Source organism: Paenibacillus chitinolyticus NBRC 15660 (genome assembly GCF_000739915.1).
Lineage (GTDB): Bacteria > Bacillota > Bacilli > Paenibacillales > NBRC-103111 > Paenibacillus_F > Paenibacillus_F chitinolyticus.
This window is the reverse complement of sequence record NZ_BBJT01000007.1, coordinates 277266-301596: the sequence shown is the minus strand read 5'-3', so window position 1 is coordinate 301596 and position 24331 is coordinate 277266. Positions and strand designations below refer to the sequence as shown.

At 46.3% G+C, this 24331-nt stretch carries 22 protein-coding genes; 15 read left to right on the top strand and 7 right to left on the bottom strand.

All coding sequences use genetic code 11. The features are described from left to right. Window positions 1–657: a GAP family protein gene (locus tag PCH01S_RS18540; RefSeq protein WP_042231649.1), complete on the top strand. Its 657-nt coding sequence runs from the start codon at window positions 1–3 to the stop codon at window positions 655–657. Between the two features lie 235 nt (window positions 658–892). Here the strand turns inward: PCH01S_RS18540 and PCH01S_RS18535 are convergent, their stop codons facing one another. Continuing rightward, complete coding sequence (locus PCH01S_RS18535; protein WP_042231647.1) at window positions 893–1273, bottom strand: winged helix-turn-helix transcriptional regulator; 381 nt, start codon at window positions 1271–1273, stop codon at window positions 893–895. A 169-nt stretch (window positions 1274–1442) separates the two neighbouring features. Here PCH01S_RS18535 and PCH01S_RS18530 point away from each other — a divergent pair, with 169 nt between their 5' ends. Beyond that, window positions 1443–2558, top strand: coding sequence for a Gfo/Idh/MocA family protein (locus PCH01S_RS18530; protein WP_042231644.1), 1116 nt, complete (start codon window positions 1443–1445; stop codon window positions 2556–2558). Between the two features lie 354 nt (window positions 2559–2912). Continuing rightward, window positions 2913–3284, top strand: coding sequence for a winged helix-turn-helix transcriptional regulator (locus PCH01S_RS18525; protein WP_042231642.1), 372 nt, complete (start codon window positions 2913–2915; stop codon window positions 3282–3284). 67 nt (window positions 3285–3351) lie between these two features. Here the strand turns inward: PCH01S_RS18525 and PCH01S_RS18520 are convergent, their stop codons facing one another. The 3 genes from PCH01S_RS18520 to PCH01S_RS18510 all read right to left on the bottom strand — a co-directional run bounded on the left by PCH01S_RS18520 (window position 3352) and on the right by PCH01S_RS18510 (window position 6297). Beyond that, on the bottom strand, window positions 3352–4422 hold the full coding sequence (locus PCH01S_RS18520) for an SDR family oxidoreductase (protein WP_042231638.1): 1071 nt from the start codon (window positions 4420–4422) through the stop codon (window positions 3352–3354). A gap of 158 nt (window positions 4423–4580) precedes the next feature. Then, window positions 4581–5345, bottom strand: coding sequence for an SDR family oxidoreductase (locus tag PCH01S_RS18515; RefSeq protein WP_042231636.1), 765 nt, complete (start codon window positions 5343–5345; stop codon window positions 4581–4583). 130 nt (window positions 5346–5475) lie between these two features. Beyond that, window positions 5476–6297 (bottom strand): MerR family transcriptional regulator, encoded by an 822-nt coding sequence (locus tag PCH01S_RS18510; RefSeq protein ID WP_042231633.1) that lies wholly within the window; start codon window positions 6295–6297, stop codon window positions 5476–5478. 191 nt (window positions 6298–6488) lie between these two features. Here PCH01S_RS18510 and PCH01S_RS18505 point away from each other — a divergent pair, with 191 nt between their 5' ends. From PCH01S_RS18505 to PCH01S_RS31755, 6 genes are all read left to right on the top strand, one after another. Beyond that, entirely contained in the window at window positions 6489–6719 is a 231-nt protein-coding gene (locus PCH01S_RS18505; RefSeq protein ID WP_042231630.1) for an S-layer homology domain-containing protein, read from the top strand. Between the two features lie 299 nt (window positions 6720–7018). After that, window positions 7019–10612, top strand: coding sequence for an S-layer homology domain-containing protein (locus PCH01S_RS30540; protein WP_164977107.1), 3594 nt, complete (start codon window positions 7019–7021; stop codon window positions 10610–10612). A 366-nt stretch (window positions 10613–10978) separates the two neighbouring features. Then, window positions 10979–11959, top strand: coding sequence for a LacI family DNA-binding transcriptional regulator (locus PCH01S_RS18495; RefSeq protein WP_084706638.1), 981 nt, complete (start codon window positions 10979–10981; stop codon window positions 11957–11959). Between the two features lie 249 nt (window positions 11960–12208). After that, window positions 12209–13936: an amidohydrolase family protein gene (locus PCH01S_RS18490; RefSeq protein WP_042231627.1), complete on the top strand. Its 1728-nt coding sequence runs from the start codon at window positions 12209–12211 to the stop codon at window positions 13934–13936. 210 nt (window positions 13937–14146) lie between these two features. Next, on the top strand, window positions 14147–14845 hold the full coding sequence (locus PCH01S_RS18485; protein ID WP_042231625.1) for a YczE/YyaS/YitT family protein: 699 nt from the start codon (window positions 14147–14149) through the stop codon (window positions 14843–14845). A 349-nt stretch (window positions 14846–15194) separates the two neighbouring features. After that, complete coding sequence (locus PCH01S_RS31755; RefSeq protein ID WP_377648138.1) at window positions 15195–15497, top strand: VanW family protein; 303 nt, start codon at window positions 15195–15197, stop codon at window positions 15495–15497. Here PCH01S_RS31755 and PCH01S_RS18480 read toward each other — a convergent pair. Then, complete coding sequence (locus PCH01S_RS18480; protein WP_042231621.1) at window positions 15399–16037, bottom strand: pentapeptide repeat-containing protein; 639 nt, start codon at window positions 16035–16037, stop codon at window positions 15399–15401. The two genes, PCH01S_RS31755 and PCH01S_RS18480, sit on opposite strands and share 99 nt — an antisense overlap. 287 nt (window positions 16038–16324) lie before the next feature. Between PCH01S_RS18480 and PCH01S_RS18475 the strand changes: the two genes are divergently transcribed. The 6 genes from PCH01S_RS18475 to PCH01S_RS18450 all read left to right on the top strand — a co-directional run bounded on the left by PCH01S_RS18475 (window position 16325) and on the right by PCH01S_RS18450 (window position 23229). Continuing rightward, window positions 16325–17875 carry an SAM-dependent methyltransferase gene (locus PCH01S_RS18475; protein WP_042231618.1) on the top strand — a complete coding sequence of 517 codons (1551 nt, stop codon included), beginning with the start codon at window positions 16325–16327 and terminating at the stop codon, window positions 17873–17875. Between the two features lie 290 nt (window positions 17876–18165). After that, window positions 18166–19698, top strand: coding sequence for a hypothetical protein (locus PCH01S_RS18470; protein WP_042231616.1), 1533 nt, complete (start codon window positions 18166–18168; stop codon window positions 19696–19698). Window positions 19699–19721: 23 nt separating this feature from the next. Then, on the top strand, window positions 19722–20864 hold the full coding sequence (gene rffA, locus PCH01S_RS18465; protein WP_042231614.1) for a dTDP-4-amino-4,6-dideoxygalactose transaminase: 1143 nt from the start codon (window positions 19722–19724) through the stop codon (window positions 20862–20864). Window positions 20865–20893: 29 nt separating this feature from the next. Then, complete coding sequence (locus PCH01S_RS18460) at window positions 20894–21631, top strand: GNAT family N-acetyltransferase (RefSeq protein WP_042231611.1); 738 nt, start codon at window positions 20894–20896, stop codon at window positions 21629–21631. Window positions 21632–21653: 22 nt separating this feature from the next. Further along, entirely contained in the window at window positions 21654–22424 is a 771-nt protein-coding gene (locus PCH01S_RS18455) for a glycosyltransferase family 2 protein (RefSeq protein ID WP_053228750.1), read from the top strand. A 187-nt stretch (window positions 22425–22611) separates the two neighbouring features. Beyond that, window positions 22612–23229: a hypothetical protein gene (locus PCH01S_RS18450; protein ID WP_042231608.1), complete on the top strand. Its 618-nt coding sequence runs from the start codon at window positions 22612–22614 to the stop codon at window positions 23227–23229. A 105-nt stretch (window positions 23230–23334) separates the two neighbouring features. On the opposite strand, the gene PCH01S_RS18445 is transcribed toward PCH01S_RS18450, so the two are convergent. Together PCH01S_RS18445 and PCH01S_RS18440 are read right to left on the bottom strand one after the other, a co-directional pair. Then, window positions 23335–23757 carry a DUF4259 domain-containing protein gene (locus tag PCH01S_RS18445; RefSeq protein ID WP_042231607.1) on the bottom strand — a complete coding sequence of 141 codons (423 nt, stop codon included), beginning with the start codon at window positions 23755–23757 and terminating at the stop codon, window positions 23335–23337. A 105-nt stretch (window positions 23758–23862) separates the two neighbouring features. After that, window positions 23863–24237, bottom strand: coding sequence for a hypothetical protein (locus PCH01S_RS18440; RefSeq protein ID WP_042231605.1), 375 nt, complete (start codon window positions 24235–24237; stop codon window positions 23863–23865). Between the last annotated feature and the right edge of the window lie 94 nt (window positions 24238–24331).

Here is a 24331-nt window from a genome sequence, read left to right as displayed (position 1 = left end):
GTGGGTAATGAATTAATTCTTATAGTAGGGGGATTAGCCCTGTTAGATGCACTTAGTCCGGCAACTTTGGGGGTCACGGTATATTTGCTTTTAACTGAAAGAGAGCGATTAAACTCACGATTAATGATTTATTTATTGACAGTCGCAGGGGTTTATTTTGTAGTAGGCGTTTCTCTAATGTTAGGTCTAGATGCTGTAATGGCTTCCTTTTCCTCCATCTTTCAAAATCGGATTGTAAGTTGGGTAATGCTGATCATCGGGGGGATCTTGTTTATAGCAAGCTTTTACTATCCTAAAAGTAAAATATCCGATTTGCCAAAGCCAAAGTCCAAAAGTATGGCATCCATGGTTGCGCTCGGTTTCACGACATCATTGATTGAAGTGGGGGCAGCATTTCCTTATTTTGCTGCGATTGGTCTTATGACAACCTCAAATTTAGCTGTATTTCAGTGGCTGCCGATTTTAGCTGGCTATAATTTCATTATGGTGCTACCGCCATTGATCGTGTTTACACTGCATGTATTATTGGGACGAGTGATGCAAAAACCATTAGAAAGCATTCGAACCCGGCTCTCGAAGTATTCAGGATCTGCTATGTCATGGATCATGTGTATCGTTGGGCTGATTTTGATTTTTAATAGTTTGGATTATCTGTAAAGAGTTTTAGAGTATGCAGCGTCATTTATTGAAGATGTAGCGCACTTACCTCATTTGGTGGCGCTCTAATTCTATTTCATGTCATTCAGACGGTCGTGCCGTCGCCGGAAAGTATGTTTTTGCGATAGGAAAGAGGTGAGGTTGTCCCGATGAGGGCGGCCTTTTCGCTTTTTTTTCGTTGAAGCCTTGAATGCCGGTGTCCTTCACTCCAAGTGGAGTTTGCCAAGTGTCAAATTCACAATTCTTCACCGCGTGATGCTGTGGTTGTTTGGGAAGGTAGTCCGTTCCTTGAAAGCTCCTGTATATACTTTTCTCCCCAATCGCACATAAAGTTTAGTAGCGGTTTAAGTGACCACCCCAACTCACTAAGTTCATAAACCACCTTCGGAGGTACTTGATTGTACACGGTCCTAATTACTATCCCATCCTCTTCTAATTCTCTAAGCTGTTGAGTTAACATTTTATGAGTAATAGCGGGCATACTCTTGCTAAGTTCGTTCGTTCTTTTAGGTCCATAGGTCAGGTGACAGACAATCAGTGTCTTCCATTTTCCTCCGATTACATCCAGTGTGGCTTCGACAGGAATGTTATAAGTCCGATTTGCAATATCTTTCATAGCATTTTTCCTCTCTTGATTAATATCCGTCTATAGGTATACATACTTTTTAGTGCGTATCATACTTTTTGGTGCTAATACAACAAAAAAGTGTGTACTTCTATATTTTTGTTCTATCATCCATAATAACGTTATTACAGTATACAACAAAAAACGGAGGGATTTTCATATGAGATCAGATAAAATAGGAGTCGGTATTATAGGTGCAAGCGGTTGGGGGAAGATGGCACATATTCCTGCTCTTCAAGCACTGTCGGAATTCGAAATTATTGCAGTATGTACCACACGACAAAAAAGCGCCGAAGAGATTGCTCAAAGTTTTGGAATAAACCACTTTTATACAAACCCGTATGACTTGGTTGCAAATCCTGATGTCGATTTGGTGGTTATTACCGTCAAAGTACCAGACCATAATGAGTTGGTACGTGCAGCTTTAGATGCCGGGAAACATGTATATTGCGAATGGCCGCTGGCACTGAATACAGCAGAAGCATCCGATATTTTCCGATTGGCTGCAGCAAAAGGTGTTCGTCATATCACAGGTCTACAGGCTCGTGCCAATCCAGCTATTAATTATGTGAAGGACCTTCTTAGTGAGGATTACCTAGGGAAGGTTTTATCAATAAATGTAAGCTACTCCATGCCAGGATTCCCTACTAAAGGGAGCACGATTGATCAAGCCCATGCTTATCTTCTCGATAAAAAGAATGGAGCTGACCAGTTGACCATTACCACTGGACATCTTTTAGATGGAATCACTTACTTGATGGGTAGTCCCTTTACTAAGATATCAGCCTCATTAGAGACACAATACAAAGAAATAAGTGTTATGGAAACAGGTGAAGTTATTCAAGCTAATGCACCTGATTATGTGGCAATCAATGGGATGTTAAAAAGCGGCGCACTCCTGTCAGGGCAAATTCGTAATTCAAAGATAGCAGGATTATCTATAGAAATAATCGGTACCAAAGGTGAGATCTCTATGAAATCAAAAGACGGGTTAATGTTTCAATGGGATGCGTTCAACTTGCAGGCTGTTCTTGGAGAAAATCAAACTTTTCAATCTTTAAGTGTTCCGTCACATTATTATCACATCAACCCGCAGGAAGTTAATCTTATCTCTTATAATATCGCTCAGCTTTATACCCAGTTTGCTAACGACTTACGAAAAAACACGTACACCACTCCTGATTTCCAAACAGGGTGTAGGCTTCATTATTTATTGGATCAAATAATCCAATCCGCCGAAACAGGTACAGTTCAGTATTTGACGGTCGAGGAATAATGTTAGGAAGGAAGAACGCAAAATAAACCATTTTTAATAGGTATCCAAAAAATCTATAGATTTGATGCGGATAGATGGTCATCAACAATTAGGCATTTTCTAGTTAGAAGTACTTTAATGAATATAAGGATCTTCCGAGGGTCCTTAACAAACTTGTCGTTACATAAAGCTCGATGAACCGTACCATAATAGCGGTAAAGCAGAAAATTGAAGTTCTAATCAGATCTAGTATAATTAGGGGGATTCATTCCTAGTTAAGATAAGGGAATAGCTATTCTCTTCAGGAAGACCGCTGAAAATGCAGCGAGGTAAAGAAAGGTTTCGAAGTTACACGGCGGGAGGCGATCCAAAGCAATGCAGGAACCAGATAAAACCTACAACACTGCGGTGGAAGCCACTCTCGAAGTGATCGGGGGCAAGTGGAAGCCAGTCATTTTGTTTCATCTCACATTCGGTAAAAAGCGCAATGGCGAGCTGATGCACCTGATGCCTGCGGTAACGCAAAAAGTCCTGTCCCAGCAGTTAAAGGAACTGGTGGAGGATGGGATAGTGTCCCGTATTTCGTATAACGAAATGCCGCCGAGAGTCGAGTATGAGTTGACGGACTATGGCTGGGGCCTGAAGGGTATCCTTCATCTCATGTGCAGATGGGGCGATATGCATATTGAAAAGGTGTACGGTGATAGGGGAAGGGTGTTATTCGAACCGCCGCAATCTGACGAGTGAGGTAGATAAGGTAGAAAAAAACCGGTTCCTGGACATCAGGAACCGGTTTCGTGCTTTGATCCCTAAATTACGGGATTACCTTACGCTTACGGAAGTCTTCAAAGATGTCCATAAACATCTTTTCCGTATCGATGAAGTCATGGAAGCCGAAACGACGCGCTTTGGTGCCGTCGGCAAAAAAGTCATAATCCCAGGAGAATACAAAGTCCCCGAACCGCCAGGAGGAAACGTCTTGGAAGCTGTTATTCACCAAATCATATTTCTCCACCATGGTGTTCCACAACGTCTCCTTGTCAGCCATGACCACATCCAAAGACATCGGTAATGGGGGTGCTACCTCAAGCTCGAAAAATGCCGCAATCTTCGGCCAAAGCTCATTCCAGCGGAAAAGGTCTCCGTTCGTGATGTTAAAGGCCTGATTCGCGCAGCGTTCATCTGTTGCCGCCCACACAGTCGCCCGAGCCAGCAAGCCTGCATCGGTCATTTCCAGCAGGCTGTGGTAGGCGCCCGGCTTCCCTGGAAAACGGAGCGGCAGTCCGAGTTCTTTAGACATGGAAGCATAAATCGCGATAACCATGGCCAGGTTCATTGGATTGCCCAATGCAAACCCGCAAACGACCGATGGACGAAGGGCCGACCAAGTCCACTTGCTGCCCGGCTGCCGTTGTTCGAGGAATTGCTGCTGGTCAACGTTGAACTCCGGCGGCATATGATGGGCATCCGTTTCCTTCGCAGGTGTCTTGAAGGGACCGAGATGCGCCCCGTACACCTTATAACCTTGCATCAGACTGATATGCTGCAGTCTAGGAGCGATCGGCTCGATCGCATTAACCACGTTCACGAGCATGGCCAAGTTGGGTGGAACCAGTTCGGCCCAAGTAGGGCGATCTTGATAAGCCGCGTAGAAGATATGAGTGACTTCGGTTAGCTTGCCCAGCTTATCGCGGGTATCCTCTTCATTTAGCAGATCAGCCGCCACATACCGCACCTGGGGGGTATCCTCTCCGCCGCGTCGGGAAACTCCGATAATATCCCACTCGGGGAGCGTCATCAAATGCTGGATGAGATTCCCTCCGATTACTCCGTTAGCTCCGATGACAAGAGCGGTTTTACGTGATAGGTTTTCTTCTGATTTCATAGGGCTCTCCTCCTTCTTATAGTGGCTATTATGAGAGAGAAGAAGGCATTTGAGAAGTACGCACTTTGAGATCACATAAGCACTTGAAAGTAACGTAAGGGCCTGGAAGCTAATGAAAACAGCTCCTCCATCTTGCTTGGAAGAGCTGTCGATTGAACTTATAAATGCGACCCGCCTGTGGCATCGACCATCTGTCCGGTAACCCAACGAGCGTCCGATGAAGAGAGGAAAGCCACGATGTCCGCAATATCCGAAGGCTCCCCGACTCTGCCGAGGGCAGACATTTCGGCCGCATGCTGCCGGCCTTCCGGTGTATGCAGCCATTCGGCATTCACGTCCGTATCGACGATGCCAGGGAGCACGGCGTTAACGGTAATCCCACGAGACCCTACTAGCTTCGCCAGATGCAGGGTAAACGTGTTTATGGCACCTTTCGTCAAGTTGTACGCCATAATATGAGGATATGCAATTCGCGTAACGCCTGAAGAGGTATTGATAATTCGCCCTCCGTCACGCAGAAGCCGCAAAGACTGCTGGACGAGGAAAAACGGCGCTTTTACATTCACGGCAAATATCGCGTCGAAATCCTCCTCTGTGGTTTCTTCCAATGTGTTGGAAGTTCCTATACCGGCATTATTAACGAGAATATCGATCCGGTTCTGACCTGTTAGGCTAACGAGCGTTTGCTCCATGGTTTGGACCAAATCCGTTACCCCGGCAACGGTTTCGAGATTTGCTCCTATGGCCAAAGCCCTTCCGCCTTGGGCTTCAATGGTCCGGACAACTTCCTCTCCCGCAGCACGGCGGCTGCCATAGTGAACGATAACCAGAGCGCCCTCTTGCGCCAGTCGCAGCGAAATTGCTTTTCCAATACCGCGGCTTCCGCCTGTGACTAATGCAATTTTTCCTTCCAATCGTTTCATAGCTCTCACTCCTTTATGATGTGTAGCGCTACTGTACACCTTCCCGTAAAGGGGAGAGTCAAGAGGAGATAAACCTGTATTTTCAGAAAAAAAAAAGAACCCCCAAGGAGGCATGGAGATACAAATGACCTTATCCAAGCTCAAGGGGAATGAGCAATTCAGCTAATCGCATTTTTCCGTAAATATCTTTGTCCGAAGTTAAATAGGTTTCACGAATCGGCTCTTTATAGGATCGGACATAGCCTTGAGATGAGATCCACGAAACTAACCGATCGGCGGCAAGGCAAGAGTTGTCGTAAGGATTGCAGAGGTGCACAAGGGAAGCGGCCGCTTCTAACCCGGGCATAAGGCCGACGTTCACTCTTCCGCTGCTTGGAATAGCCTTTGTTAACGGTAAGGCAACCTCAAGATCGGCTTGATCCGTATCCGAATTGTCATGATCGTACCATAAAATCGTCAAATCTCGTCCTTCGTCCTCTCCATAGGAATTGACGTATCGGGTGAGCTCGTCAAGCAGAAGGCACAGGTGCGTGCGTGGAACAATATCACGAATAGAGGCCGTAAGTTGAGGTTGTACGTTACGAACGGTTATCGGCGTTTCCTGCTGGCGGCTATCCGCTTCTTCGACACGGGTAATCCGGTTATTGATTTCTTTCAACTGCTGCTGCGCTTCCAGGATGGAACGCTCCAGTTCTTTCTTTTTATCCACTAACTTTAGTTTTACGTCGGGTATCGGGTGTTCTTCCAGAAAGTTTTTGATTTGATCCAGCGTAAATCCATGTTCTTTAAAGGCGGTAATGCGCTTAACGGTCAGAAGCTGCTTTTGAGTATAGTACCGGTATCCATTAGCAGGGTCTATGGCGGCCGGCTCAAGCAGTTTCAAACTATTATAAAATCTTAACGCTTTGACAGAAACACCGCTCAACTTGGAAAATTCACTGATCTTTAGCATTTTACAACGGCCTCCTTTCTTATAATCAAATGTCCTATAGTTATACTATAAGATCACGCAAATAAAAGCTGCATTTAATCGCCTTGCCCATAATTTGGGGTAGATAGCTTCTATTCTTTCATGAAATAAATGGAACATTTTAGAAGGAGGACATAGTTAGATGTCGAATCGGAGGCACGAATCCGATCGGTTTGAACGACATAAAAGGCCACTGGGCACAAGAGCCGATCGAGAAGTTTGTGCAAGCAGGAATCATCGGCGGGTTCGGTGACGGAACATTCAAACCGGACAGATTCATTACCCGCGAAGAGATGGTTGTGATTTTGTCCAGGATCGTTAATCTGCAAGGGGCGGGCCATGCGGAAGATTCAAACGCCGATCCGATTGATTTGGCGGCTCAGGCAGGAATCATCGCGGAATAACAGGCCGTCCAAATTATTTTTTAAAATCCCGAAGGAGCCCCTGATTCTATTCTTACGGAATAGATCGGAGTTCTTTTTTTATGTTTAAAAGGCTGTACAGGTGAGGATGTCCCGTTGGGGACGGCCTTTTTTTTCGCAGGAGGGATTTGAAACCGGCCATTTTACCTTCCAAACCGGGATTTACCAAGCGAAAGGGAAATGGCTTGATTTAACAATCCACTGACATACTACTGGATTTGCTATAACAATCTCTCCCTACAATAGTCCTATTACACTGTGGATGGGGCGATTACTTGCTTATGTCAATCAAAGGTTTAAAGAAAAGCTTAGCCATCTTTTTAACGATTATGGTCGTGTTTCAAACATTTTTAAGCGGTATTGTCGTAAGCGCTGCCGGTGAAAATCCGGTATCGGATGCGGCTTCCGTGAAATTGATCGATAAAGGCTCTTCCTGGAGCTACAGTGATGAAGGTCTCGACTACGGATATGCGATGAAGGGCCCTTTTGACTTTTCAAAATGGAAGGCGGGTGCGGCTCCTTTCGGTTATAAGGTGACGGGCGGCGTAACCACGGGAGACGTGGCGCCTCAAACCGACTTCGGCAAAGTCGCCACCCTACTTAGCTTTGGCGGCAACGAGAAGAAAAAGCACATTACGACGTATTTCAGTAAAACCGTTCCGATCAGCGACACCGGCGTTTACGAAACGTACAAAGCAACGCTGGGGGTCGACGACGGCATTGTTCTTTATGCGAATGGAATTGAAGTTTATCGGGCAGGGATGTCCGTAACGGAAGCGACGTACACGACGTATGCGACTTCGAATAAGACCGATCCGGTCGTATACAAGGAAGATTTAAGCGTAAATCTCAAGGCGGCATTGAAAAACGGCGATAACGTGATTACCGCCGAGATTCACAATTCGAGCGATTCCAGCTCCGACTTGTATTTTGATATGGAGCTGACTGCGACGATCAAGCAGAGCGGCAGCGGCGGTACGGGCAATGGCCCGGGGACGGGGGCTGCGGACGGTAAAAACATCGTGTTGCTGCCTCCGAATGCGGCATGGAAATATCTCGACAACGGTACCGATCAGGCAACCGCTTGGAGGGGAGAGCAATTCGCCGACTCCGCCTGGAGCGTGCAAGCCGGACCTTTCGGTTATCCCGCAGGGAAGGCGACCGACGCATTCGGCAGCGTTAAGCAGCCGATCAGCTACGGGAATAACGCCAGCATGAAGTATCGGACTTCTTATTTCCGCACGACGATAGATGTGAAGAACCTTGTGGATTATAAGAAAATCGCAGGCACGTTCGGTATTGATGACGGGGCGGTTCTCTATGTCAACGGCAAGGAAGTGTACCGGTTTAATATGCCGGAGGGCGAACCCAACTTCCAAACGCTCAGCTCAACCACGATCAACGAACCTGCCACTGAAACGGTGGATTTGACGGCAGCGTTAAATGGTGTGCTGCATAACGGAATCAATGTGCTGGCGGCAGAAGTTCATCAGCGCAGTGACAGCAGCTCGGATCTCTACTGGGATATGAAACTCGTCGCGAATCCGGATGAGACGCCTTCCGGCGGAGGGGGGATTAAAGGCCCCGTCGTTCCAACCGCTATCGCCCTAACGTTTAACGGTGATCCGAAAACTTCCCAAGGTTTCGGCTGGTATACGGACCCAAGCATAACGGGGACTAAGCTGGAGGTGGCCGAATCGGCTAAAGTGGTCAGTGGCACGTTCCCGGCCGGTGACGCACGCACGTTCGAAGGTACGGCCTTGCCGGTCAGCGTCTATCAGTCCAGTTCGGACAAGAGCTCGGGCAAGTTCACGACTTATGCCAGCCATAAGGTTACGGCGACCGGTCTCAAGCCGGGAACGGCTTACAGCTACCGGATCGGTGACGGACAAGACGGACATTGGAGCGACATCCGGAGCTTCACCACGGAGGGGGCCGGAAATTCGTTTACGTTCCTGTATACGACGGACCCTCAGGGGACGACGGAAAGTGAATACGTCACATGGAAGCACACTTTAGAGGAAGCCCTCGGCAAGTTCCCGGCCTCCAAGTTCGTAACCATCACCGGCGATCTCGTCGACAACGGGGATATCGAAAACCAATGGATGTGGCTGCTGAACCAGCCGAAGGAGATTTTCTCCAAGCTGCCGATCGTACCGGCGCTCGGCAATCATGAGAGTAAGGCAAACAATAATTTCACGTATCATTTCAATGTGCCGAACACTTCAAACACAGAAGCGAAGCCGGACGGATCGGTTTACGCGTTCGATTACGGTCCCGCTCATTTTATGGTGATGAATACGGAGTATAACGAAGCCAAGGGAATTGATATCGTCTACAAGAAACAGGAAGAATGGTTGCGGGCGGAAGCGGCCAAGACGGACAAGAAGTGGAAAATCGTCATGTTCCATAAATCGCCGTACTCCGTAGCGAATCACACAAACGATAGCGATGTCCTTTTCTTCCGTAAAAAGCTGACGGCTCTGTTCGACGAATTGGGTATCGACGTCGTGCTCAGCGGTCATGACCATACCTATACCAGAACGTATCCGATGTTTGATAATGTGCCGGAGAAGACGTCGACCAACGAGAATAACCAGATTATCAATCCGAAAGGAACGCTGTATCTGGTGAGCAATGCGGCGGGAGATAAGCGCTATACGCCCAAAGCGGGACCGTTCCCTTTTGCGGCCAAGTACGGACAGCCCGGCAAAGAAATGTTCACCGGTATAACGGTGGAGGATAATTCGATGTCGTTCCAAGTGTATACGACGACGGAGAAGGGATCGACGGATCTGTACGATCAATTCAGCATTCAGAAAACGGGCGCTAAACCTAATCCGGTTAGAGACGCCCGCATGAGTACCATTCAGAACGGGCAATCCACGCTGACATGGAATGCTCCGCAAGGCGGGCCGGAACCGGAGGCTTACCGGATCTATGAGAAGAACGATCAGATGGGAGCAAACTGGAACGCAAGAGTTGTTCCTGCCGCAGGCTTCGCGACATATGCATTGACTAATCTTGACCCGTCCAAGACATACCGGTTTGTTATTAAGGCCGTGAGCGGCAAGAACAGCTCGGATGAAGTTATCGCTGCCTATGGCAATAGCGGTGGCGGTAATGGCGGTGACGGTGGGGGCAGCGGTAGCGGTGGCAATAACAGCGGTAACGGAAACACCGGCGGCGCCGGTAACGGCAACAGCGGTAGTGGCAGCGGCAATGGCAATAGCGGCAGCAACTCCGGCAACAACGGCAGCACAGGCGGCACAGGCAACAGCGGCAATAACGGCAATACCAATGCAGGCGGGGGAGAAACAACACCTAAGCCGCAAGTAGAGTTAACGGATATTAAAGACCACTGGGCCTATTCCGTTATTACCCAAGCGGTTGAAAAAGGATTTATCGCGGGGTACGAGGACGGCTCGTTCAAGCCGGACAAGCAGATTAACCGTGTTGAGATGGTCTCGATGCTTGTCAAAGCGCTGCGGTTGAAAGGGGCGGGGGCCAGCCTCACTTTTACGGATGCGGAATTGGTTCCGGATTGGGCGCAGGCTTATGTCTCCCAGGCCGTGAGCGCAGGGCTGATTGACGGATTTTCCGACAATACGCTTCGCCCGAATCAATCGCTGTCCCGGCTGGAACTGGTAACGTTAATCGTTCGCGCCTCCAAGATCGCCGTAGATCCGAAAGCCGAGCCTTCGTTTTCGGATGCGGATAAGATTCCTTCGTGGGGGGCTCCTTATGTCGCAGCGGCGGCTAAAGCGGGACTCATTCAGGGAAGGGACAACAATGAGTTTGAACCGATGGCAACGGCTACGAGAGCCGAATCGGCGACCATGATTCTGTCTTTACTGAAACACCTTAAACTCTAAGATACGGAGAGATAAGCCCCCGGAATTTAAATTCGGGGGCTTATTTTTTTGTGCCAGCCTAATTGCCAAATCTCGTTGATTCGCAAGCACGCACAGAGAGACTAGCCGACTTACAGAACACTTGGCGGTTAGTTTTACTTCCAAAGGACGAACCGACAGGATACATATTGCCGCGGCTGTTTCCCGGTTTTCCTCCGGAGGACGAGGTAGGGATGGCCAAGGGGGCTGGAGATTTTTACGAGTCATGCGTGTGCCCAAGAAAGCGGACAGAATGTTGTTGTCAAATCGATTACTCCGTGGTACGATGTTTTCAAATAAGTTAAACGATTAACGAAAGCGGTACCAATTGTTGAGGGGGGAGGTTCTATGGCAACTTTAAAGGATATTGCCAAGCATGCCAATGTGAGCGCCTGCACGGTTTCGAGATATTTGAATTCCAATATCGTGGTGAAAAAATCAACGGAAGCCAGGATTCAGCAGGCCATCAAAGAGCTTGGGTACATACCGAATGTGGTGGCCAAAGCGCTTAAGCGTAATGAAACTTCTAATGTAGCCGTCATTTTGCCCAAGATTAACAATCTGTACTACTCCGAAATTACCTCCGGAATCAGTCAAACGTTAAGCAGACATCATTACAATCTTTTTGTCTATGAAGTAGACAATCAGAATTTGAATGAAGACGACATTCTTCAGCTGATGCGTGAAAATATGATAGCGGGAATCATCTTTATCGGATTATTCTCGGATAAGTCCTTTCAAGAAAGCATTCAGAATGTACTCGAATGGGAAATTCCGGTTGTTTACGCGAACAGAAGCATTCCTTATCAAGGATTTCCGTTGGTTTATCCCGATCTGGTAAAGGCGGGAAAGTTAGGTGCAGAGCATCTTTACTCAAAAGGAAAGAAGAAGCTGGCTATCGTTCATAAACATTTGCCGGAGCCGCTGCTTGATTACTTTATCGAAGGATTCGGACAAGCCGGGAACGGGTCATTTGAAGGACCGTTGATCATGGTCATTGAAGAAGGTAAGGACCTGCCTGACAATTGCGTCTTTACGCTGCTTGAGAACAAGATTGACGGAGTATTTGTACTGAATGAATTGAGCGCTATTTATTTGACCAAGGCTTTACACAAATCGGATATTCGGATTGTGCACGATATTGCGGTATTAAGTCTCGGCAATTCCCTGATGTCGGAAATATCCACGCCGGAGCTTAGCTGTGTAGATTTGCAGAACCGGGAACTGGGCGTCATAAGCGCGGAAATGATTTTGGGCCAAATACGCAAACAGGAAATTGAACCGGTAACGGTTTTGGAGCCTTTAATTATCCAGCGAAACTCCACCTAATCTATGGAACCGGCAGGAGCTGAATCGGGCAGCCGCGTCCACCGAGTATTCCAGCTTTCGTATTTTCGAAAGCAGCCTTTATTTTGGACCTTTAGTTAAACGATTAACTAATTTAAATTTTATTTTAAATTTGCAAGCTCCCTTTTTTAAACGCGATTAGTTAATCGTTTAACCAACCAATATAAGACGATGATAAGCCTCGAGCCCAGCTCTGCTTATAAATTTATTTTTACAAAGGAGAACAAATCTATGAAACAGACGGATGCCAATCATCTTGCTAAAGTTCATGCTATTTTTGATGTTTTAAACGGAAAAGAAGAAGCCGATCTCCTACTGAAGAATCTGAATATCTTGGATGTGCACGGAGAAACGGTCTACCAGGGCTCTATCCTGGTTTATGATAAACGTATCGTTGCACTTAATCCGGATGAGTCTATTATTCGCGTAAAGGAAGTTTTCGACGGACAAGGGCTGTATGCCATTCCCGGCTTGATCGATGCGCACCTCCATTTTGAATCTCAACTGGCAAATCCGACGGCGCTGGCCGAAGCGATGGTTCCTTGCGGAACCACGACGATTTATGCCGAATGCCTCGATCTGCTTAGCGCGGCGGGCGAGAACGGCATTCAGGCCGCTCGGGATTTGTTCAAAGACTACGATAAGCTGCCTTATCGATTGTATGCGTTTGCACCGGGCAAAAAAACGGCCGCCGAGGTCACAAAAGCAGTCCTGGACATGGAGCCGGTAATCGGTCTGGGTGAGTTCGAGCACTTCACCTACAGCTCGGGCGACGAGGACGATTTCCGCAAAGCCGCTTGGCTCAAGGAGAAGGGCGGTTTTATGAACGGACATTGGGGAGTGACTGCCCTTTCCGATATGATCTTGAACTATTTACCCGCGATTGGCGTTTCGAATAATCACGATGTCTGGACCGGGGACGATATCGAGAAAAGCATCCGCTATGGCTTGGCGACTCAAATCAAGTTCGGTGTAGGCAGCAGCGAAGTGATTAAAATCCTGCTCAGGTCGATTGTGGACCGCAAATTCCCGACGGATAACTTTATGCTGTGCACGGACAATATTTCCGTCGAACGTCTTTTAAAGATGGGGCACATGGACTGGATTATCTCCCTCTGTACCGAAATGGGCATTCCTCCTATCAAGGCCATCAAAATGGCTTCCTACAATACGGCAAAATCGTTCCATATGGAGGATCAGATCGGTTCCTTGACGCCCGGACGCTTTGCGGATATCGTTTTGACGGACAGCCTGTCTAAAATAAATCCTCTCTATGTTTTTAAAGACGGGGAGCTTATCGCGAAGGACAAAAAGATGCTTAAAAACGCGGAAATCGATTACTCTTCGATGCGCACAAAAGGGAAGCCGGGGCTGGATGACTTGACACCGGATCAGCTGGATATCGTGCCTCTGGAAATATCGGAAGACGGTACGCAGGCAAAAGTATATTTATTTGATGTGTACGGGCGCGGACATGCCAAATTCTATCATGAAATCTGGGTTACGCTGAAAGACGGCAAAATTGTTCCGGAGTACGAAGGAGAGAAGTATAGCCGTCTCTCAGTCATTCAGCGTTATGCCAGCGGAAAACGGCATGTAGTCAACGGCCTGTTCAAAGGCGTATCTATCGAGCGCGGCGCGGTCGCTACTTTCTGGCCGGCGCCGAAGCCGTACTTTGTCGTCGTAGGACAGGACAGCGAGGAAATGTGCTGCTGTGCCAAAGAAGTGGATCAGTATTCGGGAGCTTGTATCGTAACGGAGAACAAAAGCAAGAAAGCCGTCATGCCTCTCGAAATTTACGGAGTGATGGCCGATATGACCGTGGACGAGCTTACGTCCAGTGCGGATGCAATCGACGCCGCCCTGGAGGAATTCGGCAACCGCAACGAAGGCGAGCCGGTCGTGAATAAGCTTCTGAGCCTGTTCATTTCCCTGCACCGCTTCCGCTTCATGGAATAGGGAGAAGAAGGGTTTGAAGTTCAGCGAAACTTTTGAACAGGAGGCGATCCAAAGTCCTTAACGGGAGGATGCTGATCAGGCATTCTCCCGGGGACGGAAGTCAAGTGCAAGCCGCTATGATTTTTGTGTTGCGTAAGCGCTTCCGATATTGCGATAATAGTTCAAGCCATGCCCGGGATCATAAAAAACATGTAGGAAGAGGGACGATACATGCAACCAACAAATGCGGCACCCGCAGAGCTGCAAGGCAGCAGTCTGACTAAGCGCTGGATCCTGTACTTAGTCGGAATTTATATTTTGACTTTAGGCGTCAGCCTGGCGATAAGAGCAGGCATCGGGATTTCTCCCCAAAGCAGCCTTACCCGGGTGATGACGGTCATTCAGCCTAACCTCAGCCAAGGGACCTATAATTTTCTGCTGGAACTCTTCATGCTGCTGCTGACTTACTTGGTTTTGCCGAAGGATTTTAAATTAAAAAATTTTGCTTCCTTGATCCCCGCTTTGGCTCTGGCTTTCTTCCTGGATTTTAATTTATCGCTCACCGGCTTTATTAAATTGGATGTGTATTATACCAAGCTGCTGCTTCTTGTTTTTGGAGACGCCGCTCTGGCGTTCGGCCTCTTCCTGATGATCCAGGCCAACCTGGTCCTTATGCCGATCGATATGTTCGTAAATACGGTTTTCAAAAGAACCGGCAAAAAGTGGGGCAACATTAAAACCGTCTTTGACTGCTCCCTTCTCGTGCTGGCGGCATGCATCGGTTTGATATTCCTGCATAAAATTATGTTTATCCGCGAGGGAACGATCCTCAACGCCATCCTTGTCGGGCAGTATATCAAGTTATATACGTATCTGCTTAACCGTTCAAGAGCGAAGAAGGGACTGGATCCCAAGGTAGTGAAGCACTAATGGAGGCGGCAGCGCTGCCTTTGCCTGCAAGGGCAGCGTAATCAATGGAGCCCATGCAAGAAAGCCGGGCATAACCCGGAAGCTCTATCGGCCCAGTCACAAAGCACGCCTGCAATTACATCGGCCTGCTATACTAATGTTCGAGCCTCGGCGACTTTAAAGTCTGCACAGGGGCTCTTTGCCGTTTTTACGAGTGAGACGTTTATATGCAAATAATCAAAAATGTTCCAACATATGTTAGGATTGGGTAGGGTAGATCGTTTGAAGAGTTCTGGCTAACTCGGACCCGATTCTACAAGCAAATAAAATCAACAATCTGAGGATTGCTCTTAAGCAGACGGACGGTATCGTGATCTATCCGGGGGAGACATTTTCCTTTTGGAAGCTGATCGGCAAAACGACTAAAGCCAAAGGCTATATCGAAGGCTTAATGTTATCTAACGGAGAAGTTCGAACGGGTACGGGGGCGGACTATGCCAACTGGCGAATATGCTGTTTTTACGAAGCAGCCCTGTTTTTGTTAGACGACGATTGGTGGAGGGCTTTGCTTTCTCTAAACCAATCTCTCCCCATTGATCTTAACGCCATCCAGTATCGTATTTCCCCAAACCGGAAGCAGGCCGGTCTCTCCCGTAAAACGGCTTCCGGCTAACGAGCCGTTATGAAAAACAGCCCCTTCGAAGCTGCATTCCTCAAATCGGCAATGCATAAACATGGCGCCGCGGAAATTAACATCGGAAAACCGGCATCGTATGAACGATACGTCGTTTGCTATGGCTTTGCTTAAATTGCTTCCCGTAAAATCGCAATCCTCAAATCGTTCGCTGATCCTGGCATTATTCAGCTTGGCTCCCCGAAACGAGCAGCGGCTGAATTCACGTGTCACATATCGGCTGTCCAGTTTTACCCTATCAAAACAGCAATTTGTAAATGTCGAAGTGTTCAGACTTGCAGCCCCAACGAAGCGGGCGTAAGACAGATCGACGCCCTGTACAGTCAGGTACTGAATCGTCTCTGTCAGTTCGACTCCCCGGAAATCCTCCAACCCGGCAGCTGTCTGCCCGAAGGGAGAGGAAGGGAAGAGGCGATCCTTTTTATGCAGGTTGGATTTGCCTGTAACGGCGGCCAATGACCGGTTGGCTTCAGCGAGCTGCTCGTCGTCCCACCTTGTAATGAATTGCTTTTTGCTCAAAATGACAACCTCCTGTTTCACCGGTGAAGTTTGGCTGCGTAAGAACACTGTGAGTTTCGGCTCTTTTTTATAAGTTCGGTTAATAGTAACATAAATCCTGGAAGGTAAAAAATAACGTTGCAGACACCACGGGGAGCGCTGCTCTAGATAAATAGCGGCGAGGAGAAGCCGGGAGAACACGCGGGGAATGTACAAGGTTTTGATACAAGGTGTATAAAAAAAGGACTTATTGATGTAAGTTATATAAGTAGAGGAAATAATGACTTCGAGAGAGCAGGATCGATGAAATGACAGATAATAAGAAAGAGCGTTACCGCTTCAGTGAAGCGCCTATATGGAATATCCAGCGGAAATATTACGAAGAGTTGGGAACGAAGGCTTGGAACAATGATCAGGTTCCTCAATACATAACGAGTAATCCGATGATCGCTGCCGCTTATGCGGAAATGATCTTTGGGTTTCTTCATGACCGGGCGATTAAGGGATGTGGTTCGGAGCCGGTTACAATTGTAGAGCTCGGAGCCGGAGCCGGACGTTTCGCTTACCATGTGCTGCATGAGTTGTGTCAGATGAGAGACTACGCGGGAATACCGCTGCCCGGGTTCCGCTATATCATGACGGATTTGGCGATGAGCAATGTGATGGCTTGGAAAGAACATCCCGCCTTGCAATCTTTCATTGCCGAGGGTTTACTCGATTTTGCGCAATTTGATGCTGTACATGATACGGTATTGAACCTTGTTGTAGCGGGTACAACCATTGGTGAAGGAGATTTAGAACAACCGGTAATCATTGTGGCCAACTACTTTTTTGACGGCATCCCGCAAGAGTTGATTTATGTGAGTGAGGGGCAGATTTATGAAGCGGATGTTGACGTCGAGTATCCCGAACATAAGGATTCCCTTAAACCGTCGGAATGGTTAAATCAAATCACTTTACACTATGAGCATCGGCGGGCGCCTGAGTATGAACAAGAAACTTATCCTTACCGCGATGTCATCTCCCTTTACCGGGAGCAACTGGAAGACTCCCATATTTTATTTCCAGCCGCCGGATTAACTTGTTTACAGCGGTTGAATTCATTATCTCAGGCCGGTTTCCTATTGATAACAGCGGACAAAGGAGATCATCTGCTGGATAATTGGAAATTCGCGGAACCGCCGGAATTGGTCTTGCATGGAAGCTTTTCTTTAACGGCCAATTACCATGCGTTCGTACATGTTTTTGAACAAAGAGGAGCCGAGGCGTTATTTCCTCCCCACCATTATATAAATATAAATGTCGGCTGTATCCTCCATTTGGACAAACCGAAGGACTATCCGAATATGAGATTGGCTTATCGCCGATGCATCGAACGCTTTGGTCCAGATGAGTTTTTTAGTATGAAGGGTTGGGTAGATCGGAATCTGGACAGCATGAGGCTGGAGCAAATCTTAAGCTTTTGGCGTTTGGGCGGATATGATGCGGAATTTTTCATCCAAAGCGCGAAGCAGATTTCCAGTCTGTTACCGGACGCGAACGATGAAGAAAAGCAGGATTTGTTGAGAGGCATAGAGCTGATGTGGTCCTCCTACTATGTCATGGAGCAGCGATATGATCTGGCGCTGGATGCCGGGTTGATCCTGTTTGAGATGGACATGTACGAGCACTCCAAACGGTATTTGGAAATTTCGGTAGAGGAAGAGCAAGACGAGGTCGTATCAACCGTGTTTTATTGTCTGGCCATATGTTGTTTCGAGCTAGAGTTAGTTGAAGATGCATTGAGTTACATACGAAAATTGTTGGAACTTGAGCCTGATCATGAAGAGGCATTGGCGCTGATCAGCCATTTTGAATAGCCGCCATCGAGAAGGAAGGACTCCGGAACAAGGGTAACAACCCCGTACTGTTGAAAATGTGGGCGCAAAAGAGCAAGTAAAAAAAGAATGCATAGACAAGGCTGCTTCGGGCTCATGCTCGAAGCAGCCTTGCTGTTATCATGCAAAGATTCGCATTCTAGGGGAAATTGCGAGCGGCATAGGCGATTAATAATGCCTTTATTCGACAATTTTCTTTACAAATGATATTGCTTTGAGATTAAAATAGGTTTAGAGAAGCATTGCAATTTTGATAAAGAGGATGTGCAGAAATGAAAAGGGTACCGGATTGGTTATGCGCGGCGATGCTCTCATTTTTATTGCTTGGAATCATGTTTGTTCTGCAGGGCAATATTGGCATTAATCTAGCGGACGAAGGTTATCTTTGGTACGGTGCCATCCAAACGTCTAATGGAGAAGTCCCATTCTTGGATTTTCAGTCCTATGATCCAGGCAGATATTATTGGGTAGCCCTCTGGTTTAAGATATTCGGCAATACCGATTTACTCACGCTTAGAATTGCCGTGCTGTTATTTCAAATGCTCGGACTGACGTGTGCTTTGCTTGTCGTAAGGCGTATGACAAAATCCTGGCGCTACTTATTGATTATAGGGGTTCTTCTCCTGTTATGGGTGTTCCCTAGGCACAAAATGTTTGATATCAGCATCTGTATGATCGCCGTGTATATGGTTAGTCTCCTATTAGAAAAGCCTAAACCTTCGCAATATTTATATAGTGGAATTACGATAGGTCTTGCTGCTTTTTTTGGCAGTAATCATGGCCTATACGTACTTGTCTCCTTTGTTCTTGCGTGTTTGTATATCTTTTTCAAACTGGACAGAACGAATGCCATTAAGAAAATTTGCATCATGGTAATCGGCATCTTCATCGGCTATTCCCCTATGCTTCTTATGTTTAGTTTTATTCCTGGATTTTTTAATAGTTTTATTGATATGATCATCTGGCTTTTCCGATTAGGGAACACCAATATTCCTCTTCCGATTCCATGGCCGTGGAGAGTTGACTTTGCACATCTCCAGGGTATTGATATCCTCAGCGGGCTTATCGTAGGGTGCTTGTTTCTTCTATTACTTCTTTTTCCTGCAGGATGGGTTATCCGACGTTTTGTTTCAGAAAAAACAAACCTATTTCTTACGGCAGCGGTATTCGTAGGCATTCCCTATGCATATGTGGCCTTTTCACGCGCAGATATAGGGCATTTAGCTCAAGGCATTCCCCCGCTGTTACTGGGAATTTGTTTCTGGGCTTTAGAATACTTCAAGCACAACAGGGCTAAACTTATCGTTTTTATGACCGCTATGTTGATTGTCTCGTGCTTGTCCATTGGAAGATTTCAACCGCTGTATCAACAAATAAAAGCCGCTCCGAATCCTTATGAGAAGCTTACCCTAATGAACCATGATGTATGGATAGATGCATCTAGCGCCCATTTTATTCGGGCAGTAGAAGATATCAAACAACAATACCTCAAGCAGGGAGAAAATCTCTTTATTGCTCCTCATACTCCTGCGTTGTACCCCATACTGAATCTTAAGTCCCCATTATGGGATATTTATTTGCTATTCCCTGAAACCGAGGATAAGCAGCGCAAACAGATTGAAGAGTTAAAGGAGAAAAACGCAGCTTTGGTTATTCTCGGGGATATTGCTCTGGATGGAAGGGACGACATGCGTTTCCGTAATACTCACCCCATCCTGTGGCAATATCTGATTAGCCATTATCAACAAATATCCGCTGAAGCGATGCCTCCGAATTATACCGTACTTCGCCGTTTAGATAGATAATGAAATGAACGGAGATACAATTAATGATCCCTTTTAACAAACCCTTACTTACAGGACAAGAAGATGCATATATTCGTGAAGCGATAGAATCAGGGAGATTTGCAGGAGATGGACCTTTGACCGGACGATGCAGCAGATGGCTAGAAGACACTTTAGGTTGCGACAGGGCGCTTCTCACCACATCTTGCACGCATGCGCTTGAGATGGCGGCCATGTTGTTGGATATTACCGAAGGGGATGAAATTATTGTTCCATCCTTTACGTTTGTCTCCACAACCAATGCTTTTGTCCTTCGAGGAGCCAAACTGGTATTCGTAGATATTAGACCGGATACGTTGAATATGAATGAGCAGTTGATTGAGAAAGCCATTACCAATAAAACGAAGGCGATTGTCCCTGTCCACTATGCTGGCGTATCCTGTGAAATGGACACAATCATGAAGCTTGCAAATCAATACAATCTTGTTGTTATAGAAGATGCAGCCCATGCATTAATGAGTCGTTATCGAGACAAATACTTGGGCACGATCGGCCATTTGGGTTGCTTCAGTTTTCACGAATCGAAGAACTACCAGTGCGGGGAAGGTGGGGCACTGATTATAAATGATAAAAGGTTTATTGAAAGGGCAGAGGTAATCAGGGAAAAAGGAACAAACCGAACCCAATATTTGCAGGGAGAAATAGATAAATACACATGGGTCGATATCGGTTCCTCGTACTTGCTAAGTGAGCTAAATGCCGCGTTTTTGTTTCCTCAACTGTTATTGTCCGATCACATAAATGCAGACCGAACTAGAAGTTGGCAAACCTACTACGATGCATTAGAAGAACTGGCGGTTGACGGCAAACTTATGCTGCCGGGTACCCCTAGGGGTACAAAGCATAACGGCCACATCTTTTATGTGAAAGTCAGCAATCAAGTAGTTAGAAACGAATTAATGACCTATCTCAAACACAATGGGGTTTCTACTGCTTCCCACTACATTCCTCTGCATAGTTCCGACATGGGGAAAAGGTACGGATTTTTTCATGGAGAGGATATTCATACGACCAGCGAAAGCGAAAAAATATTGAGATTACCTATGTTTTACGGTTTGGATCAAGGAGATATTCATTATACGGTGAGTTTAATTAAACAATACTTTAAAGTACCAGGAGAAGCGTGAATAGAAAATAAAGGTCAAGGAGTCGTGCGATGAAAAAGATAGACGCCTACTGGGAAAAACGGAATTTCGATAAGAAGGTGTTGGAAATTGAATTGGATGCAAACGATTCAACCGATTGTTTGGCTGAACTTCAGAATGATTATGCAGACTATGAGTACATTGTCACAAAAGTGCCCAAGCGTAGAATGGACCTCGTACATGGCCTTGAAGAAGCCGGGTTTCGATTTATGGAAACTCAAATGGAAATGACTATGAATTTGACGAAACTTTCAAAGCCATCCAGATTCACGAAAGCGATTTCCGACCACATTCAATTCCAAACGGTAGAAACAATAGAACGTTTGGAAGAAATGTTATCCCGTATCGATGAAGATCTTTTTGTAACCGACAGAGTGTCGCTTGATCCTGAATTAGGTATTGGTTTGGCGCACAAGCGTTACGTTAATTGGATCAGAGATGGCTTTCTCAGTGGGGATGCTTTAATTATTGAGGCGATATTAAAAACAAAAAAAATAGGTTTTTTTTATTTTACTAAAAGAAATGATAAAGCCATCCATGCGGTGCTAGTCAGCGTGTACAATAACTCTAGAAGAAGAGGAGTTGGGTTAAGTTTCTTGGAGGAAATTCGCAGCTGGTTGGCAGAGGCGGGGTATACTAAAGCTGTCACAAGGGTTTCATCTAACAACATTGAAGCGCTAAGAGCTAATTTATTTGTCGGTTTTGAGATCAAGGAGATTTACTATATATTAAGAAAAGTAACAAATTAGATACGTGGGAAGTATATTGAAAATGGAACCTATCGAATTATCCGTAGTTATCCCCGTTTATAATTCACAGGACACAATTGGGGCTGTGGTGGAGCCGATTCTTCACTTATATAATGCCTTGTTTTCGTTAGAGATCATTCTTGTTAACGATGGGAGCACGGACGCGAGTCGTCAAGAGTGCGAGAATCTAAGTAATCGGTATGCGAATGTTGTTGTTATTCATCAAGAGACAAACGGCGGTCAACAGCTCGCACTAATGACTGGGCTTAGACGCTGCCAGGGTAACCTTGTTGTTCTAATGGATGACGATATGCAAAATCCACCAAGTGAAATCATAAAGCTAATCCAAAAAGTTAACGAGGGTTACGACGTTGTAATTGGCAAAAGGATGATCTACAACCAATCTTTGATTCGAAAGCTGGTATCCAGGCTGAATCAATTTCTTGTGTTCGTGAGTACGAAACAAAAGATTTCGTTCACTAACTTCTTAATCATGAGAAGAGCTATCGTTACGATGATTATTAAGGATCAATCGCCTAAGCCTGTTATTCAGGGGCTAATACTAAGAAGTACAGCTAATCTTGCCAACACCTTAACAGAGCACCATCAGAGGAAGAACGGAAAATCGAATTATAATCTAATCAAGCTATTTAAACATTGGTTAACTATAGTACGTTATTACATGCCCCCGTTTGTGAAATACTTCCTTTTCATGTTGATAATCATTGTGGCCCTAGGGGCAGCAACTGGCGTATATTTCATCATAGATCATTTTCGTAGGAACTGGTCATAGCAGTTCCTTTCGCAATTTTTGAGGGTAGACCCTTAGCTACACCGTATAACAACGCAAAATAGTATGGGAGAGAAGCCAGGAGAACGCGTTAAACATGTGGAATACATATCAGACCTCACTGGAGGGGATGTTTGCTAAACTTCGGACCTTATCGCGTATCCTAAGTCTATATTTGGCGGTGAGATTAATGGACAGATTGAAGCACAGCGGATTCTATAAACTTAAATTTTTCATAACGCCGGAAGAATTTGAAAGTGTCTTGAAGCTCTTCGAGCCGAAACACGCACAATTTTATCTTACTAATCATGCCCGGACAAAACATGATCAACATGAGGTGGTTGAGGCTTATCAAACGTTTTACCGATATTTTGCGGCACAAGAAAAGCCGAATTACTACCCATTCTTCGTATACTCTATTTCTTTCTCCGCGGGGAATGAAAGCTCCGGATTCTTTGTAAAAAATGAAGGAATCAGGTATCCCTATCACGGGCAGTGGGCGGAAGATGAATTGCCGTATGTCATGCTTTCGCTTCCCAAGGGCTTACAAATTAATCTGGAGGATGAAAAAGGGAAGTATTATGTGTATGAGGATATCCGGGAACATCAGCCGTTAACTTATGCGTTTTTTGATGAACTGGCAAGCTATACGAAAAAAATCACAAAGCCGCTTCGTTTCTCGGCCTACGCGGCAGATGCTTTACAAGAGCAAAAACCGCCTGTTCGCATAAGCCAAAATGCGGCGAATGAACTGGCGGATTCCTGGATTTTTAAAAAATATGAGCTTGTTATGAAGGGCAAGCAGTAGACATCTTTCACGAAAGCCTTTCGAAAAAAGGCCGCGTTACGCGGCTTTGGGCAGGATGCCGTCTGCCGCTTTGAGCTGCGGCATCCGGCGCCTGTTTTCCGGCAATTATAGCCGCTCCGACAAAATACGAACCACATTCTCCAGATGTTTAATCCAGTCGGAATCTCCGTCTCTCAGCTCATACAGCTCGCGGTCTCCGCCTTTATTATCGAGCACCTGCTGAACCAGTTGCTTCAACTCGCGCAGATCCTCTGTCTCCAAGACAATCTCGTTCAGGCCGTTCAACTGCTCGTACTGCGTCTTGCCGTTTTCGATATAGGCGCATACGATTTCAGCCAGAGCGATGGCCGTATTATCGTAAAGGAAATCCTCCTCGTCCGGATCCTCCGAAAGGAATCCGATCTCCCTGAAATGAGTGATCAGCTCCTTTAACTTGACCGATTTACGCTCCGTTGTGTATTCCGTTAACGCATGAAGAACGTCCAGTCCCTCGTCACTTTCCAGCGATGCCGTACCCCAAGATCCCATTGTTCATCTCACCTTTCGTTAACTGTTTTTATGCTAGTCTTCTCTGCTTTAGGCGCATGACGCTCAATGACAAAGCCCAGGCGGGACCAGCATGCCATTCCTGCTCTAAGGCATATAGGAACCGACCACAGCGAATTTTTGCTCGTTGTCTATGGTCATATATTTCACTTCAATGACGCTGCCTTTTTGAAAAGCGGGAATATTCACGATTTGGATGACGGCTTTTACCAAGGCGTGGACCACCTTGCCGTCCTGTTGAGTGACGGTCAGATCAAGCAAGACTTCCGGCTGATCGTCCACTTGTACATTGGTTTGCCGGATGGAATTGATCACCGCTTGTGCGGAAGTCCCCTCCGTAAGAATGGTTTTGCTCTGCAAGCGTTGTTTGCTGCGGGTACGCAGCATCAGAACCACGATGGTAGTTGCAACGGACGCCGTAATTAGTGAGAAAATGACAAGTATCACAATCAGTGCAGTCAATGGCAGACACCTCGCTGCCTTCTCTTATTCAGAAATGGAAAAATGATCCTACTTCCTAAGATTAATTTAATCAAGTAAATAAGTCTATATTTTT

Coding starts and splice junctions, on each gene's coding strand:
- PCH01S_RS18535 (WP_042231647.1), bottom strand. CDS start 1,273: ATGAAAGATATTGCAAATCGGACTTATAACATTCCTGTCGAAGCCACA.
- PCH01S_RS18530 (WP_042231644.1), top strand. CDS start 1,443: ATGAGATCAGATAAAATAGGAGTCGGTATTATAGGTGCAAGCGGTTGG.
- PCH01S_RS18525 (WP_042231642.1), top strand. CDS start 2,913: ATGCAGGAACCAGATAAAACCTACAACACTGCGGTGGAAGCCACTCTC.
- PCH01S_RS18520 (WP_042231638.1), bottom strand. CDS start 4,422: ATGAAATCAGAAGAAAACCTATCACGTAAAACCGCTCTTGTCATCGGA.
- PCH01S_RS18515 (WP_042231636.1), bottom strand. CDS start 5,345: ATGAAACGATTGGAAGGAAAAATTGCATTAGTCACAGGCGGAAGCCGC.
- PCH01S_RS18510 (WP_042231633.1), bottom strand. CDS start 6,297: ATGCTAAAGATCAGTGAATTTTCCAAGTTGAGCGGTGTTTCTGTCAAA.
- PCH01S_RS30540 (WP_164977107.1), top strand. CDS start 7,019: ATGTCAATCAAAGGTTTAAAGAAAAGCTTAGCCATCTTTTTAACGATT.
- PCH01S_RS18495 (WP_084706638.1), top strand. CDS start 10,979: ATGGCAACTTTAAAGGATATTGCCAAGCATGCCAATGTGAGCGCCTGC.
- PCH01S_RS18490 (WP_042231627.1), top strand. CDS start 12,209: ATGAAACAGACGGATGCCAATCATCTTGCTAAAGTTCATGCTATTTTT.
- PCH01S_RS18485 (WP_042231625.1), top strand. CDS start 14,147: ATGCAACCAACAAATGCGGCACCCGCAGAGCTGCAAGGCAGCAGTCTG.
- PCH01S_RS18475 (WP_042231618.1), top strand. CDS start 16,325: ATGACAGATAATAAGAAAGAGCGTTACCGCTTCAGTGAAGCGCCTATA.
- PCH01S_RS18470 (WP_042231616.1), top strand. CDS start 18,166: ATGAAAAGGGTACCGGATTGGTTATGCGCGGCGATGCTCTCATTTTTA.
- rffA (WP_042231614.1), top strand. CDS start 19,722: ATGATCCCTTTTAACAAACCCTTACTTACAGGACAAGAAGATGCATAT.
- PCH01S_RS18460 (WP_042231611.1), top strand. CDS start 20,894: ATGAAAAAGATAGACGCCTACTGGGAAAAACGGAATTTCGATAAGAAG.
- PCH01S_RS18455 (WP_053228750.1), top strand. CDS start 21,654: ATGGAACCTATCGAATTATCCGTAGTTATCCCCGTTTATAATTCACAG.
- PCH01S_RS18450 (WP_042231608.1), top strand. CDS start 22,612: ATGGACAGATTGAAGCACAGCGGATTCTATAAACTTAAATTTTTCATA.
- PCH01S_RS18445 (WP_042231607.1), bottom strand. CDS start 23,757: ATGGGATCTTGGGGTACGGCATCGCTGGAAAGTGACGAGGGACTGGAC.